The organism is Bacteroides sp. f07 (assembly GCF_042854785.1).
In the GTDB taxonomy this organism is placed as follows: Bacteria; Bacteroidota; Bacteroidia; order Bacteroidales; family Bacteroidaceae; genus Bacteroides.
In genome coordinates this window covers 498,821-515,570 of sequence record NZ_BAABXI010000002.1, presented here as the reverse complement: position 1 = coordinate 515,570, position 16,750 = coordinate 498,821, and the positions used below count along the sequence as shown (strand labels likewise).

At 48.5% G+C, this 16,750-nt stretch carries 15 protein-coding genes; 14 read left to right on the top strand and 1 reads right to left on the bottom strand.

Annotated elements, in window-relative coordinates; all coding sequences use genetic code 11:
- Positions 1-13: 13 nt before the first annotated feature.
- The gene (locus ACGHVY_RS17035; protein ID WP_073346814.1) at positions 14-517 is read left to right on the top strand and encodes an RNA polymerase sigma factor; all 504 of its coding nucleotides are present in this window, start codon (positions 14-16) and stop codon (positions 515-517) included.
- Positions 518-558: 41 nt separating this feature from the next.
- On the opposite strand, the gene ACGHVY_RS17030 is transcribed toward ACGHVY_RS17035, so the two are convergent.
- Complete coding sequence (locus tag ACGHVY_RS17030) at positions 559-837, bottom strand: hypothetical protein (RefSeq protein WP_308744763.1); 279 nt, start codon at positions 835-837, stop codon at positions 559-561.
- A gap of 30 nt (positions 838-867) precedes the next feature.
- On the opposite strand from ACGHVY_RS17030, the gene mraZ reads away from it, so the two are divergent.
- From mraZ to ftsZ, 13 genes are all read left to right on the top strand, one after another.
- Entirely contained in the window at positions 868-1,338 is a 471-nt protein-coding gene (gene mraZ, locus ACGHVY_RS17025; RefSeq protein ID WP_308744762.1) for a division/cell wall cluster transcriptional repressor MraZ, read from the top strand.
- Positions 1,325-2,239, top strand: a complete 915-nt coding sequence (rsmH, locus tag ACGHVY_RS17020) for a 16S rRNA (cytosine(1402)-N(4))-methyltransferase RsmH (RefSeq protein ID WP_308744802.1) — start codon at positions 1,325-1,327, stop codon at positions 2,237-2,239. The genes mraZ and rsmH overlap by 14 nt, the downstream gene beginning before the upstream one ends.
- A 6-nt stretch (positions 2,240-2,245) precedes the next feature.
- Positions 2,246-2,602, top strand: coding sequence for an FtsL-like putative cell division protein (locus ACGHVY_RS17015; protein WP_007756538.1), 357 nt, complete (start codon positions 2,246-2,248; stop codon positions 2,600-2,602).
- A 72-nt stretch (positions 2,603-2,674) separates the two neighbouring features.
- Complete coding sequence (locus tag ACGHVY_RS17010; protein ID WP_308744801.1) at positions 2,675-4,804, top strand: penicillin-binding transpeptidase domain-containing protein; 2,130 nt, start codon at positions 2,675-2,677, stop codon at positions 4,802-4,804.
- Positions 4,805-4,833: 29 nt separating this feature from the next.
- The gene (locus ACGHVY_RS17005; RefSeq protein ID WP_390600112.1) at positions 4,834-6,282 is read left to right on the top strand and encodes a UDP-N-acetylmuramoyl-L-alanyl-D-glutamate--2,6-diaminopimelate ligase; all 1,449 of its coding nucleotides are present in this window, start codon (positions 4,834-4,836) and stop codon (positions 6,280-6,282) included.
- 54 nt (positions 6,283-6,336) lie between these two features.
- On the top strand, positions 6,337-7,605 hold the full coding sequence (gene mraY / locus ACGHVY_RS17000; RefSeq protein ID WP_308744760.1) for a phospho-N-acetylmuramoyl-pentapeptide-transferase: 1,269 nt from the start codon (positions 6,337-6,339) through the stop codon (positions 7,603-7,605).
- Between the two features lie 115 nt (positions 7,606-7,720).
- Positions 7,721-9,055, top strand: coding sequence for a UDP-N-acetylmuramoyl-L-alanine--D-glutamate ligase (gene murD, locus ACGHVY_RS16995; RefSeq protein WP_308744759.1), 1,335 nt, complete (start codon positions 7,721-7,723; stop codon positions 9,053-9,055).
- A gap of 79 nt (positions 9,056-9,134) precedes the next feature.
- The gene (locus tag ACGHVY_RS16990; protein ID WP_308744758.1) at positions 9,135-10,460 is read left to right on the top strand and encodes an FtsW/RodA/SpoVE family cell cycle protein; all 1,326 of its coding nucleotides are present in this window, start codon (positions 9,135-9,137) and stop codon (positions 10,458-10,460) included.
- A gap of 54 nt (positions 10,461-10,514) precedes the next feature.
- Complete coding sequence (murG, locus tag ACGHVY_RS16985) at positions 10,515-11,636, top strand: undecaprenyldiphospho-muramoylpentapeptide beta-N-acetylglucosaminyltransferase (protein ID WP_390600109.1); 1,122 nt, start codon at positions 10,515-10,517, stop codon at positions 11,634-11,636.
- Positions 11,637-11,716: 80 nt separating this feature from the next.
- On the top strand, positions 11,717-13,093 hold the full coding sequence (murC, locus tag ACGHVY_RS16980) for a UDP-N-acetylmuramate--L-alanine ligase (RefSeq protein WP_390600107.1): 1,377 nt from the start codon (positions 11,717-11,719) through the stop codon (positions 13,091-13,093).
- Positions 13,094-13,098: 5 nt separating this feature from the next.
- A complete protein-coding gene (locus tag ACGHVY_RS16975) occupies positions 13,099-13,836 on the top strand; it encodes a cell division protein FtsQ/DivIB (RefSeq protein ID WP_390600104.1) in 738 nt (245 codons plus the stop codon).
- Between the two features lie 78 nt (positions 13,837-13,914).
- A complete protein-coding gene (ftsA, locus tag ACGHVY_RS16970) occupies positions 13,915-15,366 on the top strand; it encodes a cell division protein FtsA (protein ID WP_390600102.1) in 1,452 nt (483 codons plus the stop codon).
- Between the two features lie 46 nt (positions 15,367-15,412).
- Positions 15,413-16,723, top strand: coding sequence for a cell division protein FtsZ (gene ftsZ, locus ACGHVY_RS16965; RefSeq protein ID WP_390600100.1), 1,311 nt, complete (start codon positions 15,413-15,415; stop codon positions 16,721-16,723).
- The last annotated feature ends 27 nt before the right edge of the window (positions 16,724-16,750 follow it).

Genomic DNA, 16,750 nt, shown 5'->3' with positions numbered 1-16,750 from the left:
AAAAGCAACGCATATGAAAAGTTTAAGCTTCAGAAAAGATTTAGTAGGAGTACAGGACGAGCTACTTCGCTTCGCTTATAAACTGACAACCGACCGCGAAGAAGCAAACGACTTGTTGCAGGAGACCTCATTGAAAGCATTGGATAATGAAGATAAATACATGCCTGACACGAATTTCAAAGGATGGATGTACACTATCATGCGCAATATATTTATCAACAACTACCGTAAGGTGGTTCGCGACCAGACTTTTATTGACCAGACCGACAACTTATACCATCTGAACCTGCCGCAAGACGCAAGTTCGGAAAGCACCGAAAGAGCGTACGATCTGAAAGAGATGCACCGCGTAGTGAACAAACTTCCCAAAGAGTACAGAGTTCCGTTTGCCATGCACGTTTCAGGATTCAAATACCGTGAGATTGCGGAAAAGCTGAACCTCCCGCTAGGCACAGTGAAAAGCCGCATCTTCTTCACACGCCAGAAATTACAGGAAGAATTGAAAGACTTCCGCTAAACCAACCTTAACTATATAACTCTTGATTTCAGAATAAATATTCAGATGTAATTTTTTAGTTGTGTCAATGATTCAAAGGCAGAAAGGTTTCTATCACCTTCTGCCTTTTTTCTTTGCCGCCAAGAAAAAAAAAGATTTATCGCCTGACAATCTATTTTTCCTATACAGACAAAACCTTCTGATTTCCAAAGTCGATTGCCCCACCAGCAAAGCCTTCTCAAAGCACCGTCATTTTCAAGCAAATAGACATTTAACAATCGGTTGAAAACTTCTCCAAAAGTTTTCCATGGAAAATTGTGGGGAATTGTGGGGAATTTCATACTTTTACAGTCGCTTATTATAATAAGGTAATGATACGTTTTTTAGGTAATATTGAAGCCAAGGCGGACACCAAAGGAAGGGTGTTCATCCCCGCCATCTTCAGGAAGCAACTGCAAGCTGCTTCTGAAGAGAGACTCATCATGCGTAAAGACGTATTCCAGGACTGCCTGACTCTGTACCCCGAGAGCGTGTGGAACGAGGAGTTGAACGAGCTTCGCAGCAGGCTCAACAAATGGAACAGCAAACATCAACTCATTTTCAGGCAGTTTGTGAGCGACGTTGAAGTGGTGACACCCGACAATAACGGCCGCATACTCATCCCGAAACGATATTTGCAGATTTGCAATATCCATGGGGACATACGCTTTATCGGCATTGACAACAAAATAGAGATTTGGTCGAAGGAGCGGGCGGAACAGCCGTTTATGTCACCCGAAGAGTTCGGAGCGGCATTAGAAGAAATTATGAACGATGAAAATAGACAAGATGGAGAAAGATGAACTGACATATCATGTGCCTGTACTGTTAAAGGAAAGCGTTGACGGAATGAATATCCGGCCGGACGGAACGTATGTAGACGTTACTTTCGGAGGAGCGGGACATTCGCGCGAGATTCTTTCACGGCTCGGCGAGGGCGGACGGCTTCTGGGATTCGACCAGGACGAGGATGCCGAACGGAACATTGTCGACGACCCCCATTTTATCTTTGTGCGCAGCAACTTCCGTTATCTGCACAACTTCCTACGCTATCATGACATCGAGCAGGTAGATGCAATTCTAGCCGACCTCGGCGTATCTTCCCACCACTTCGATGATAGCGAACGCGGTTTCTCTTTCCGTTTCGACGGAGAGCTGGATATGCGTATGAACAAGCGTGCAGGACTCACAGCGGCAGATATCGTAAATACCTACGAGGAAGAACGCCTGGCAAACATTTTCTATCTGTATGGAGAACTAAAAAACAGCCGCAAACTGGCTTCCGTCATACTCAAAGCCAGAAGCGGACGCACTATACGGACGATTGGTGAGTTTCTGGAAGTCATCAAACCGCTTTTCGGCCGTGAACGCGAGAAGAAAGAACTTGCGAAAGTATTTCAGGCACTGCGAATTGAAGTAAACCAGGAGATGGAAGCATTGAAAGAGATGCTGCTGGCTGCTACCGAAGCGTTAAAACCGGGCGGCAGACTGGTAGTAATCACCTATCACTCACTGGAAGACCGTATGGTAAAGAACATTATGAAGACAGGTAATGTGGAAGGCAAGGCAGATACCGACTTTTTCGGCAATCTGCAAACCCCTTTCCGTCTCGTCAACAACAAGGTGATTGTGCCCGACCAGGCAGAGATAGAGAGAAACCCACGGTCGAGAAGCGCCAAATTACGAATTGCCGAAAAGAAATAAGAAGAAATGGAAGAAGAAGTAGTAAACAAGAAAACAGAAGAGGGCAAGAAGAAAAAACGCACCTCGCTGAAAAGCATTCTGGGTGGAGATATTCTGGCTACCGACTTTTTCCGTCGTCAGACGAAGTTGCTGGTACTTATCATGGTATTCATCATCTTCTATATCCACAACCGTTATGCCAGCCAGCAACAGCAGATTGAGATAGACCGGTTAAAAAAGGAACTGATAGATATTAAATATGATGCGCTGACACGCAGCTCGGAACTGATGGAAAAGAGCCGCCAGTCACGCATTGAAGATTATATCTCAAGTAAGGAGAGTGATTTGCAGACATCTACCAATCCCCCTTACCTTATTAAATAGGTGGAGAGTTGAAAATTGAGAGTTGAGAGTTTTTAAAAGACAAGCACTGTGGCAGTTAACAAAAAGAATATAATGACCCGTTACTTCTTCGTCATCCTTCTGATGGCGTTGATAGGCGTGGCAATTGTCGTGAAGGCGGGCATCATCATGTTTGCCGAACGTCAATATTGGCAGGACATAGCCGACCGTTTCGTAAAAGAGAACGTGACGGTAAAACCCAATCGCGGAAACATTATCTCTTCCGATGGCAAACTGATGGCTAGTTCCCTGCCCGAATACAGAATTTATATGGACTTTATGTCCGGTGAAAAGGACGAAAAACGCAGAAAGAAGGACCAAGCACGCAGGGATTCCATTCTCAATGCCAATATGGATTCAATCTGCATCGGACTGAACAAAATATTCCCGGACAAAAGTGCAGCCCAATTCAAGGCACATCTTAAAAAAGGACGTCAGGCAAAGAGCCGCAATTATCTGATTTATCCCAAACGTATCTCTTATATACAATATAAAGAGGTAAAGAGATTGCCAGTTTTCTGTCTGAACCGTTACAAAGGAGGATTCAAGGAGTTGGCTTACAATCAGCGGAAAAAGCCTTTCGGTTCGCTGGCTGCCCGTACGCTGGGTGATGTATATGCCGATACGGCAAAAGGAGCGAGAAACGGTATCGAGCTTGCTTTTGACACGATTCTGAAAGGACGGGACGGATTGACGCACCGTCAGAAAGTAATGAACAAATACCTGAATATCGTAGATGTGCCGCCGGTTGACGGTTGCGACCTGATTACTACCATCGACGTAGGCATGCAGGATATTTGCGAGAAAGCATTGGTAGACAAGTTGAAAGAGTTGAATGCCAGCGTAGGCGTAGTTGTATTGATGGAGGTAGCTACCGGAGAAGTGAAAGCCATCGTCAACATGATGCAGGGTAAAGACGGCGAATATTACGAGATGCGTAATAATGCCATCAGTGATATGCTTGAACCGGGTTCCACTTTCAAGACTGCTTCTATCATGGTAGCTCTTGAGGACGGGAAAATCACTCCTGATTATGTAGTGGATACCGGCAACGGACAAATGCCGATGCACGGCCGTGTGATGAAAGACCACAACTGGCATCGCGGGGGATACGGAAAATTAACGGTTACCGAGATTCTGGGAGTTTCTTCCAATGTCGGTACATCTTATATTATAGACCATTTCTACGGCAGCAATCCGCAGAAGTTCATTGACGGATTGAGACGAATGAGTATCGACCAGCCTCTCCATCTGCAAATTGCGGGAGAAGGCAAGCCGAATATTCGTGGCCCGAAAGAAAGAAGCTATTTCTCCAAGACTGCTCTCCCGTGGATGAGCATCGGCTATGAAACGCAGGTTCCGCCGATTAACATTCTTACATTCTATAACGGAATAGCGAACAATGGGGTGACAGTGCGTCCGAAGTTCGTAAGAGCCGCCGTGAAAGACGGAGAGATAGTGCAGGAATATCCGACAGAAGTTATCAATCCAAAGATTTGTTCGGACAAGACATTGGCACAAATCCGTGAGATTCTGCGGAAAGTGGTAGGCGAAGGACTTGCCAAACCTGCGGGAAGCAAGCAGTTCCACGTCTCCGGAAAGACCGGAACGGCACAGATTTCACAGGGAGCAGCCGGATACAAGACAGGAAGAACGAACTATCTTGTCAGTTTTTGCGGGTATTTCCCGTCGGAAGCGCCTAAATATAGTATGATTGTCTCCATCCAGAAACCGGGTTTACCGGCATCGGGCGGTTTGATGGCAGGTAGCGTATTCAGCAAGATTGCCGAAAGAGTGTATGCCAAAGACCTGCGTTTGCCGCTTGCCAACGCGATTGACACGAATGCCGTAGTCATTCCGAACGTAAAAGCCGGAGAAATGAGAGAGGCACAACGCGTACTGGAAGATCTGAACATTCAGGTACAGGGCAAAATTGCTGATGCCGGAAAAGAAGTCTGGGGAAATACCCATTCGGCTCCGCAGGCGGTGGTTCTTGAAAGCCGGAGCAATATGCAGAATTTCGTTCCGAGCGTCATCGGCATGGGGGCGAAAGATGCCGTATACCTGCTGGAAAGTAAAGGATTAAAAGTCCATTTGATTGGAGTCGGCAAGGTGAAAAGCCAGTCGATAGCCAACGGGACAATAGTAAAGAAAGGACAGACGATTACCCTTTCAATGCATTAAAAGTAAAATCAAGTATTAAAAAAGAGACTATGTTACTAAACAAGTTACTGAAAGCAATTCAACCGGTGCAGATAACCGGAGATTCAGACATAGAAATCACCGGAGTCAACATTGATTCCCGTTTAGTCGAAGCCGGACAGTTGTTCATGGCGATGCGCGGCACGCAAGCCGATGGTCATGCTTATATCCCCGCCGCCATCAGCAAAGGAGCTGTCGCCATCCTTTGTGAAGATATGCCGGAAGAGCCCGTGGCAGGAATTACCTATATACAAGTTAATGACAGCGAAGATGCAACAGGCAAGATTGCCACTACATTCTATGGCGATCCGACTTCCAAGCTCGAACTGGTCGGCGTCACCGGAACGAATGGCAAGACAACAATCGCCACCTTATTATATAACACATTCCGTTATTTCGGATATAAAGCGGGGCTTATCTCTACCGTCTGCAATTATATCGACGATGAAGCCATACCGACCGAGCATACCACGCCCGACCCTATCACACTGAACCGTCTGTTGGGACGAATGGCGGATGAGGGGTGCAAATATGTGTTTATGGAAGTCAGTTCACATTCAATTGCGCAGAAGCGTATCAGCGGGTTGAAGTTTGCGGGAGGTATCTTTACCAACCTGACCCGCGACCACCTCGACTATCACAAAACGGTGGAGAACTATCTGAAAGCCAAAAAGAAGTTCTTTGACGATATGCCGAAGAATGCGTTCAGCCTTACCAACCTCGACGACAAGAACGGACTGGTAATGACGCAGAATACGCGTTCCAAAGTATATACCTATTCATTGAGAAGCCTCAGCGACTTTAAAGGCCGGGTACTGGAATCTCATTTTGAAGGAATGTTGCTTGATTTCAACAATCACGAACTGGCTGTCCAGTTTATCGGCAAGTTCAATGCTTCCAATTTACTGGCCGTGTTCGGAGCTGCTGTTCTACTTGGCAAGAAAGAAGAAGAGGTACTTGTTGCTCTCAGTACACTTCATCCCGTGGCAGGACGCTTTGATGCTGTTCGTTCACCGAAGGGCGTTACGGCGATTGTGGACTATGCCCATACTCCGGACGCGCTTATCAATGTGCTGAATGCCATCCACGGAGTGCTCGAAGGAAAAGGAAAAGTCATCACTGTGGTAGGTGCGGGCGGCAACCGTGATAAGGGTAAACGCCCCATCATGGCAAAAGAGGCAGCCAAAGCCAGCGACCGCGTCATCATCACTTCGGACAATCCACGTTTTGAAGAGCCGCAGGATATTATTAATGATATGCTGGCAGGACTCGACGCGGAGGATATGAAGAAGACACTAAGCATCGCCGACCGTAAGGAAGCAATCCGCACGGCTTGCATGCTGGCAGAAAAAGGAGACGTAATACTCGTTGCCGGAAAAGGACACGAGAATTACCAGGAGATAAAAGGAGTGAAACATCACTTCGACGACAAGGAAGTACTCAAAGAGGTATTCCAATAACGTCGCCTGCATAGTAAATTGTAAATAGTAAATTGTAAAACAGTAAATTTCATCATGCTATATTATCTGTTTGAATGGCTACATAAGCTCAATTTTCCCGGAGCGGGAATGTTTGGTTACACCTCATTCCGTGCTTTGATGGCTGTTATCCTCGCACTGCTTATTTCAAGTATATGGGGAGATAAATTTATCAACCTGCTGAAGAAAAAGCAAATCACGGAAACACAGCGTGACGCGAAGACTGACCCGTTCGGCGTCAACAAGGTAGGTGTGCCGAGCATGGGAGGTGTCATTATTATCATAGCCATTCTCATCCCCTGCCTGCTGTTGGGCAAGCTGGAAAACATATATATGATATTGATGCTGATAACCACCATATGGCTGGGCTCACTCGGCTTCGCTGACGATTATATCAAAATCTTCAAGAAAGATAAGGAAGGACTGCACGGCAAGTTCAAGATCATCGGTCAGGTGGGTCTGGGATTAATTGTCGGGCTTACCTTATATTTAAGCCCGGACGTAGTAATCCGCGAAAATATCGAAGTACATACTCCGGGACAGGAGATGGAAGTGATACACGGGACGAATGACTTGAAATCGACCCAGACGACGATTCCTTTCTTCAAGAGTAACAACCTCGACTATGCCGATCTGGTCGCTTTCATGGGCGAACACGCACAGGCAGCCGGATGGATACTGTTCGTCATCATCACCATCTTCGTAGTTACCGCCGTTTCCAACGGTGCGAACCTGAACGACGGAATGGACGGAATGGCGGCAGGAAATTCCGCCATCATCGGTGCCACACTTGGAATATTAGCCTATGTGTCATCGCATATCGAATTTGCGAGTTATCTGAATATCATGTATATCCCCGGCTCGGAGGAACTGGTTATTTACATCTGTGCCTTTATCGGTGCGCTTATCGGTTTCCTTTGGTACAATGCTTATCCGGCACAGGTTTTCATGGGCGATACCGGCAGTCTGACAATCGGCGGCATCATCGCCGTATTCGCCATCATTATCCACAAAGAGCTGCTGATACCGATTCTTTGCGGTGTATTCCTTGTGGAGAACCTGTCGGTCATCCTGCAACGGGCTTACTATAAGGCGGGAAAGAGGAAAGGAGTGAAACAACGGCTGTTCAAACGGACACCGATTCACGACCACTTCCGCACTTCCATGAGCCTGATAGAACCGGGATGCACAGTGAAGTTCACCAAACCCGACCAACTGTTCCACGAATCAAAAATTACCGTCCGCTTCTGGATTGTAACGATTGTACTGGCAGCCATAACGATTATAACGCTAAAAATCAGATAGGATTAAGGCACGGATTAAAAATATAGAGAGTATTAACCCGATTATTAACTTTTAAAGGATGTGCACAACTAATAAAGCAATTCAGCATATTGGAAACAAGAGCACATTATTGTAGATGAAAAGAATAGTAATTTTAGGAGCTGGCGAAAGCGGCGCAGGTGCAGCCGTACTCGCCAAAGTCAAAGGATTTGAGACATTTGTTTCGGACATGTCCGCCATCAAGGACAAGTATAAGGAACTTCTCGACAGCCACAACATCGCCTGGGAAGAAGGACACCACACCGAAGAACTCATTCTGAATGCCGACGAGGTCATCAAAAGCCCCGGTATCCCGAATGACGCCCCGCTCATCCTGAAACTGAAAGCTCAAGGTACTCCGGTCATATCAGAGATTGAGTTTGCCGGACGCTATACGAACGCCAAGATGATTTGTATCACGGGCTCGAACGGGAAGACGACCACAACTTCCCTGATTTACCATATCTTCAAGAGCGCAGGCCTGAACGTAGGTCTGGCAGGCAACATCGGCAAGAGCCTCGCTTTGCAGGTAGCCGAAGATCATCATGATTATTACATCATCGAACTGAGTTCTTTCCAGTTGGACAATATGTATAACTTCCGTGCGAACATCGCCGTATTGATGAACATCACCCCGGATCACCTCGACCGTTACGACCATTGTATGCAGAATTATATCGATGCCAAATTCCGCATCACTCAGAACCAGACTCCGGACGATGCCTTCATCTTCTGGAACGACGACCCTATCATCAAACGCGAATTGGCAAAGCATGGCCTGAAAGCCCATCTGTATCCTTTCGCCGCAGTGAAAGAGGACGGAGCTATCGCCTACGTTGAAGACCACGAAGTGAAAATCAACGAACCGATTGCTTTCAACATGGAGCAGGAAGAACTGGCCCTGACGGGACAACATAACTTATACAACTCCTTGGCAGCCGGTATCTCAGCCAACCTGGCAGGTATCACCAAAGAGAACATCCGCAAAGCCCTCTCCGACTTTAAGGGAGTGGAACACCGCCTGGAAAAAGTGGCACGTGTCCGCGGAATTGACTTTATCAACGACTCGAAAGCCACGAACGTCAACTCCTGCTGGTATGCCTTGCAAAGCATGACCACCAAAACAGTATTGATTCTCGGCGGCAAAGATAAGGGAAACGACTATACGGAAATTGAAGAGCTGGTACGCGAGAAGTGCTCGGCACTCGTCTATATGGGACTGCATAACGAGAAACTTCACGAATTCTTCGACCGCCTCGGCCTGCCCGTGGCAGATGTGCAAACCGGCATGAAGGATGCCGTAGAAGCCGCCTACAAACTGGCAAAGAAAGGAGAAACCGTATTATTAAGCCCTTGCTGCGCTTCTTTCGACCTCTTCAAGAGCTACGAAGATCGCGGCGACCAGTTCAAGCAATGCGTGAGAGAACTTTAGATAACGTTTAACGGATTAGTGATTAGTGATTAACGGCTAACTGTTACTCACTTATCACTAACCACTAATCACTAACGAAGTGGATTTATTAAAGAACATATTCAAAGGCGACAAGGTAATCTGGATTATCTTCCTCTGTCTCTGCCTCATCTCAATTGTCGAGGTGTTCTCGGCAGCATCGACACTGACTTACAAAAGTGGCGACCATTGGGGGCCGATTACGCAACACTCCATCATCCTGATGGTGGGTGCCGTGGTGGTGGTATTCCTGCACAACGTACCCTACAAATGGTTCCAGGTATTTCCGGTCTTCCTCTACCCGATATCCCTGGTGCTGCTGGCATTCGTCACGCTGATGGGTATCATCACAGGCGACCGTGTCAACGGGGCAGCCCGCTGGATGACCTTCATGGGATTACAGTTCCAGCCTTCGGAACTGGCAAAGATGGCTGTCATCATTGCCGTCTCCTTCATCCTGTCCAAACGGCAGGACGAATATGGAGCCAATCCGAAAGCCTTTAAATATATCATGATTATCACCGGACTGGTCTTCCTGCTCATCGCACCGGAGAACCTTTCGACAGCCATGCTGCTGTTCGGTGTGGTATGCATGATGATGTTCATCGGACGGGTATCATCGAAAAAGCTGTTCGGTATGCTGGGAATACTGGCACTTATAGGCGGCATAGCCGCAGGAATACTAATGGCCATCCCCGCTAAGACACTGCACAGCACCCCCGGTCTTCACCGCTTCGAGACCTGGCAGAACCGCGTTTCCGGTTTCTTCGAGAAAGAAGAAGTGCCTGCCGCCAAATTCGATATTGACAAAGACGCACAGATCGCACATGCCCGCATCGCCATTGCCACCAGTAATGTAGTCGGCAAAGGGCCGGGCAACTCCATACAGCGTGACTTCCTCAGCCAGGCATTCTCCGATTTTATCTTTGCCATCGTCATCGAAGAGATGGGACTGATAGGAGGCATCTTCGTCGTATTCCTTTACCTATGGCTATTGATGCGCGCCGGGCGAATCGCGCAGAAATGCGAACGGACTTTCCCCGCTTTCCTCGTCATGGGTATTGCCTTGCTACTGGTGTCGCAGGCGATACTGAATATGATGGTTGCCGTCGGGCTGTTCCCCGTTACAGGACAACCGCTGCCTTTGGTCAGCAAGGGAGGAACAAGTACATTAATCAACTGCGCCTATATCGGAATGATATTGAGCGTAAGCCGATATACCGCTCATCTGGAAGAATTGAAAGAGCATGACGCACAAGTCCAGTTGCAGATAGCAACAGATGCGGCAGCCAATTCCGAAGCACAAGCTGCGGCCGAGCCGACCGCTCCGATCCTGAACAGCGATGCCAAGTTCGAAGACGAGAACGATATGAACAAGAAGGGCTAATGAATGATGAGTGTACCGGAAAAGGTGAACAACGGATAGAAAGAAAGGAATAGGATGGAAAAAGAACTTAGAATTATTATTAGCGGTGGAGGTACGGGAGGACATATCTTTCCTGCTGTCTCTATTGCGAACGCTATAATGGAACTGCGTCCCGATGCAAAAATACTTTTTGTAGGAGCCGAAGGACGTATGGAAATGCAACGGGTTCCCGATGCAGGTTACCGGATTATCGGTCTGCCGATAGCCGGTTTCGACCGCAAGCATTTATGGAAGAATGTATCGGTAGTAATCAAGCTGCTGCGCAGCCAGTGGAAAGCACGCAGCATTATCAAGAACTTCCGCCCGCAGGTAGCGGTGGGCGTAGGCGGTTATGCCAGCGGCCCTACCTTAAAGACTGCCGGAATGATGGGTGTCCCGACCCTGATACAGGAACAGAACTCGTATGCCGGAGTAACCAACAAACTGCTGGCACAGAAAGCCCGGAAAATCTGCGTGGCCTATGACGGAATGGAAAAGTTCTTCCCCGCAGACAAGATTATCATGACGGGAAATCCGGTACGGCAGAATCTGACAAAGGCGATGCCGAGCAAAGAAGATGCATTGCGTTCCTTCAACCTGCAACCGGGCAAGAAAACAATCCTCATTGTAGGCGGCAGTCTGGGGGCACGCACCATCAACAACACATTGACGGCCGAACTGGCGACTATCAAAGCCAACAGCGACGTGCAGTTCATCTGGCAAACGGGGAAATACTATTATCCGCAAGTGACCGAAGCCGTGAAAGCGGCAGGAGAGCTCCCGAATCTGTATGTTACGGATTTCATCAAGGATATGGCAGCCGCCTATGCAGCCGCCGACCTCGTTATCTCCCGTGCAGGAGCCGGTTCCATCTCCGAATTCTGCCTTTTGCATAAACCGGTTGTCCTCGTGCCTTCGCCCAATGTGGCAGAAGACCACCAGACCAAGAATGCACTAGCCCTGGTAGACAAGCAGGCAGCTATCTACGTCAAAGACAGTGAAGCGGAAAGCACCCTGATGGATGTAGCCCTATCCACCGTCAACGACGGACAAAAACTAAAAAAATTAAGCGAGAATATTGCCAGACTGGCTTTACCCGATTCTGCGAGAATCATCGCGCAAGAGGTGATAAAGCTGGCTGCATCAGCAACCGACTAATATCTCTGTCATTCAAAGCAGAGACTACGGACTAACATATTATAAACATAGATTAGAGAATATATTTAGCAACTGAAGAAATGAATATCGAAACAATAAAATCAGTCTACTTCGTAGGTGCCGGCGGCATCGGTATGAGTGCGCTTGTCCGCTATTTCCTCTTCAAAGGAAAAGTAGTGGCAGGATACGACCGTACCCCTACTCCATTGACTGAAACCCTGATCGCCGAAGGCGCGCAAATACATTACGAAGAAAATGTCGACCTGATTCCCGAAGCCTGCAAGGACAAGGAAAGTACCCTCGTCATATTCACACCCGCCGTTCCGCAGGAGCACGAAGAATTGGTCTATTTCCGCAACAACGGATTCGAAATACAGAAACGGGCGCAAGTACTGGGCACAATTACCCGTTCGAGTAAAGGACTGTGCGTAGCCGGTACTCATGGCAAGACCACCACTTCTACCATGACCGCCCACCTGCTCCACCAGTCGCACGTAGAATGTACCGCCTTCCTCGGAGGAATCTCTAAGAACTACGGAACAAACCTGCTGCTTTCCCAAGAAAGCCCCTACACGGTTATCGAGGCCGATGAGTTCGACCGTTCCTTCCACTGGCTGTCGCCCTATATGTCCGTCATCACCTCGACAGACCCCGACCACCTCGACATCTACGGAACAGCGGAAGCCTACCTGGAAAGTTTCGAACACTACACCACCCTTATCCAACCGGGTGGCGCACTGATAATCCGCAAAGGTATCTCCCTGCAACCGAAAGTGCAGCCCGGCGTACGTGTCTACACCTACTCACGTGACGAAGGCGACTTCCACGCAGAGAACATCCGTATCGGCAACGGAGAGATATTCATCGACTTTGTAGCCCCGGACACCCGCATCAACGACATCCGACTGGGAGTCCCGGTAAGCATCAACATAGAGAACGGAGTAGCCGCCATGGCACTGGCACACCTGAACGGAGTGACTGCCGAAGAGATAAAAAGAGGTATGGCAAGTTTCCGCGGAGTAGACCGCCGGTTCGACTTCAAAATCAAGAACGACCGTGTTGTCTTCCTAAGCGACTACGCACACCACCCCTCTGAAATCAAGCAGAGCGTGCTGTCTATGCGCGAGCTCTACAAAGACAAGAAAATCACAGCCATCTTCCAGCCGCACCTCTACACCCGTACGCGCGACTTCTACCAAGACTTTGCCGACAGCCTGTCACTGCTCGACGAAGTAATCTTGGCAGACATCTATCCGGCACGCGAAGCCCCGATTCCCGGTGTCACGAGCCAGTTGATATATGACAATCTCCGCCCCGGCATTGAAAAAAGTATGTGTAAAAAGGAAGATATACTGAACATTCTGAAAGATAAAAACATTGAAGTATTAATAACTCTGGGAGCCGGAGACATCGACAACTATGTCCCCGAAATATGTAAAATCCTCGAAAACCGATAAAGCTTATGGTAAAGAGAATCCTTCTATCCATCGTCATGCTGGTGCTCATAGCCTACCTCGTCGTAGCCGTCAGCGCCTTCAACCGCAAGCCCGCCGACCAGACTTGCCGTGACCTGGAACTAGTCATCAAGGATACCGCTTACGCCGGCTTCATCACCAAGGACGAACTGAAAGGTATCCTTCAGAAAAAAGGCATTTACCCTATCGGGAAAAAGATGGAACGCATCTCCACCAAGTCGTTGGAACGGGAGTTGGGCAAGCATCCGCTGATTGACGAAGCGGAATGCTACAAGACCCCCAGCGGCAAAGTCTGCGTGGAAGTGACACAACGTATCCCCATCCTGCGGGTGATGAGTGCCAACGGCGAGAATTACTACCTCGACAACAAAGGAACCGTCATGCCGCCGGAAGCAAAATGCGTCGCCCACCGGGTAATTGTCACCGGAAACGTAGAAAAGTCGTTTGCAATGAAGGATTTATATAAGTTTGGTGTATTTTTGCATAACAATAAGTTCTGGGATGCTCAGATAGAACAAATTCACGTATTGCCCGACCGCAATATCGAATTAGTGCCGCGTGTGGGAGACCACCTTATCTATCTCGGCAAACTGGACAACTTTGAAAGCAAACTGGCACGTCTGAAAGAGTTCTATAAGAAGGGACTCAACCAGGTAGGCTGGAACAAGTATTCACGCATCAACCTCGAGTTCAGCAACCAAATTATCTGTACGAAGAGAGAGTGATGAGTAATAGATTATGAGTGATGAGTGACAAGTCTCTCTAAATAGTAAATTGTAAATAATTAAATTGTAAATAAAGAGATGGCAACAACAGAATTTATCGCCGCTATTGAACTTGGTTCATCGAAGATAACCGGTGTGGCCGGAAAAAAGAACAGTGACGGAAGTATGCAGGTATTGGCATATGCCCAGGAAGACTCTTCTACATTCATCCGTAAAGGGGTCATCTTCAACTTGGACAAAACGGCACAAAGCCTGACTTCTATCATCAACAGACTGGAAGGTGAGTTGAAAAACTCAATCGCCAAAGTATATGTAGGCATCGGCGGACAGTCACTCCGCACAGTCCGCAACGTGGTAAGCCGCGATTTGGAAGATGAAGCCATCATATCGGAAGAGCTTGTAAGCGCTATCGGTGACGAGAATATCGCCATTCCGGTAGTCGACATGGATATATTGGACGTAGCCCCCCAGGAATATAAGGTAGGCAACAACCTGCAAGCCAATCCGGTGGGTTTGGTGGGAAGCCATATCGAAGGCCGTTTCCTCAATATCGTAGCCCGCGCTTCCGTACGAAAGAATCTGGAGCACTGCTTCCAGCAGGCTAAAATCGACATTGCCGACCAACTGATTGCCCCGCTCGTGACAGCCAACGCCGTACTGACGGAAAGCGAACGCCGTTCGGGTTGCGCATTGATTGACTTCGGAGCGGATACGACCACCATCTCTGTCTACAAGAACAACATTCTCCGCTTCCTGACCGTATTACCATTGGGCGGTAACAGCATCACCCGCGACATCACCACCCTGCAAATGGAGGAGGAAGAAGCGGAACGCCTGAAGAAAGCCTACGGCGACGCCCTCTACGAGGAAGACCCGGAACAGGAAGAAGCTACCTGCAAACTGGACGACGACAGCCGCACCATCAAAGTGGCCGACCTCAATAATATCATCGAAGCCCGTGCCGAAGAAATCATCACCAACGTATGGAACCAGGTACAGCTATCCGGCTTCGAGGACAAGCTGCTGGCAGGAATTATCCTGACGGGAGGAGCCGCCAACCTGAAAAACCTCGACGAAATGCTGCGCAAACGTAGCAAAGTAGAGAAAATACGGATGGCTAAACTCCCGCGCAACCCCGTCCACGCTCCAAGTAACATCCTGAAAAAAGACGGTTCACAGAATACCCTGTTCGGACTCCTGTTTGAAGGAAACCAGAACTGCTGCCTGACAGAAACTGCTCCGCAGCCTGCATCAATTCCGGTGACTCCGAAACCGGAAACGGAAATCCACAGGACAGTAGATATGTTCGAAGACGACCAGGAGCTGAAAGAACAGGCACGCCTTGCCCGTCTCAAGAAAGAGGAAGAAGAACGCGAAGCGAAGATAGCAGCCAAAGAAGCAGAACGGCTTCGCAAGCAGAAGGAGAAAGAAGAGAAGGAAAGACGGAAACGGGAAGCCGGTCCGAGCTGGATTCAGCGCAAGATTGACTCGCTGACAAAAGAAATCTTCTCGGACGATGATATGAAGTAAGTGATTAGTGTTTTAGTGATTAGTGATAAATAAAAATAGATAGGATATGGACGAGATAGTACAATTCGATTTCCCGACAGATTCGCCGAAAATCATCAAAGTGATTGGTGTAGGCGGTGGCGGCGGTAACGCCGTGAACCATATGTACCGGGAAGGTATCCATGATGTAACGTTCGTTCTTTGCAACACGGACAACCAGGCATTAGCCGAATCACCCGTCCCGGTGAAACTGCAACTGGGCCGTAGCATCACACAAGGGCTTGGAGCCGGCAACCGTCCCGAACGGGCACGCGACGCCGCTGAAGAGAGTATAGAAGACATCAGAAACCAACTGAACGACGGCACCAAGATGGTGTTCATCACCGCCGGAATGGGAGGAGGAACCGGAACCGGAGCCGCCCCTGTCATTGCCCGCATCGCGAAAGAAATGGATATTCTGACTGTCGGCATCGTCACCATCCCATTCATCTTCGAAGGAGAAAAGAAAATCATTCAGGCACTGGACGGCGTAGAGCGCATCGCCCAGCATGTTGACGCCCTGCTGGTTATCAACAACGAACGCCTGCGCGAAATATACGCCGACCTCACCTTTATGAACGCTTTCGGCAAAGCCGACGATACCCTTTCCATCGCCGCCAAGAGTATTGCCGAGATTATCACCATGCGCGGTACGGTCAACCTTGACTTTGCCGATGTCAAAACCATCCTGAAGGACGGTGGCGTAGCCATCATGAGTACCGGATTCGGTGAAGGTGAAAACCGTGTCACCAAAGCAATCGACGATGCCCTGCATTCTCCGTTGCTCAACAACAACGACATCTTCAACGCCAAGAAAGTAATGTTGAACGTATCTTTCTGTCCGTCGTCCGAACTGATGATGGAGGAAATGAACGAGATACACGAGTTCATGAGCAAATTCCGCGAAGGTGTGGAAGTTATCTGGGGTGTCGCCATCGACAACTCTCTGGAAACAAAAGTGAAGATTACCGTACTGGCCACCGGATTCGGTGTGGAAGACGTTCCCGGTATGGACAGCCTGCACGCTGCACGCAGCCAGGAAGAGGAAGAACGCCAGTTGCAACTGGAAGAAGAGAAAGAGAAGAACAAAGAACGTATCCGCAAGGCATACGGCGAAAGTGCCAGCAACATCGGAAGCAAGAGTCTCCGCAAACGCCGCCATATCTATCTCTTCAACACGGAAGACTTGGACAATGACGATATCATTGCTATGGTGGAAGACTCCCCAACCTATATGCGCGACAAAACGACTTTGACCAAAATCCGCACGAAAGCCGCCCTCGAAGAGGAAGTGGCGACGGAAGAGGCGACAGACGATAACGGTGTCATCACTTTCTGATAACTCATAACATATAAACATCTAACA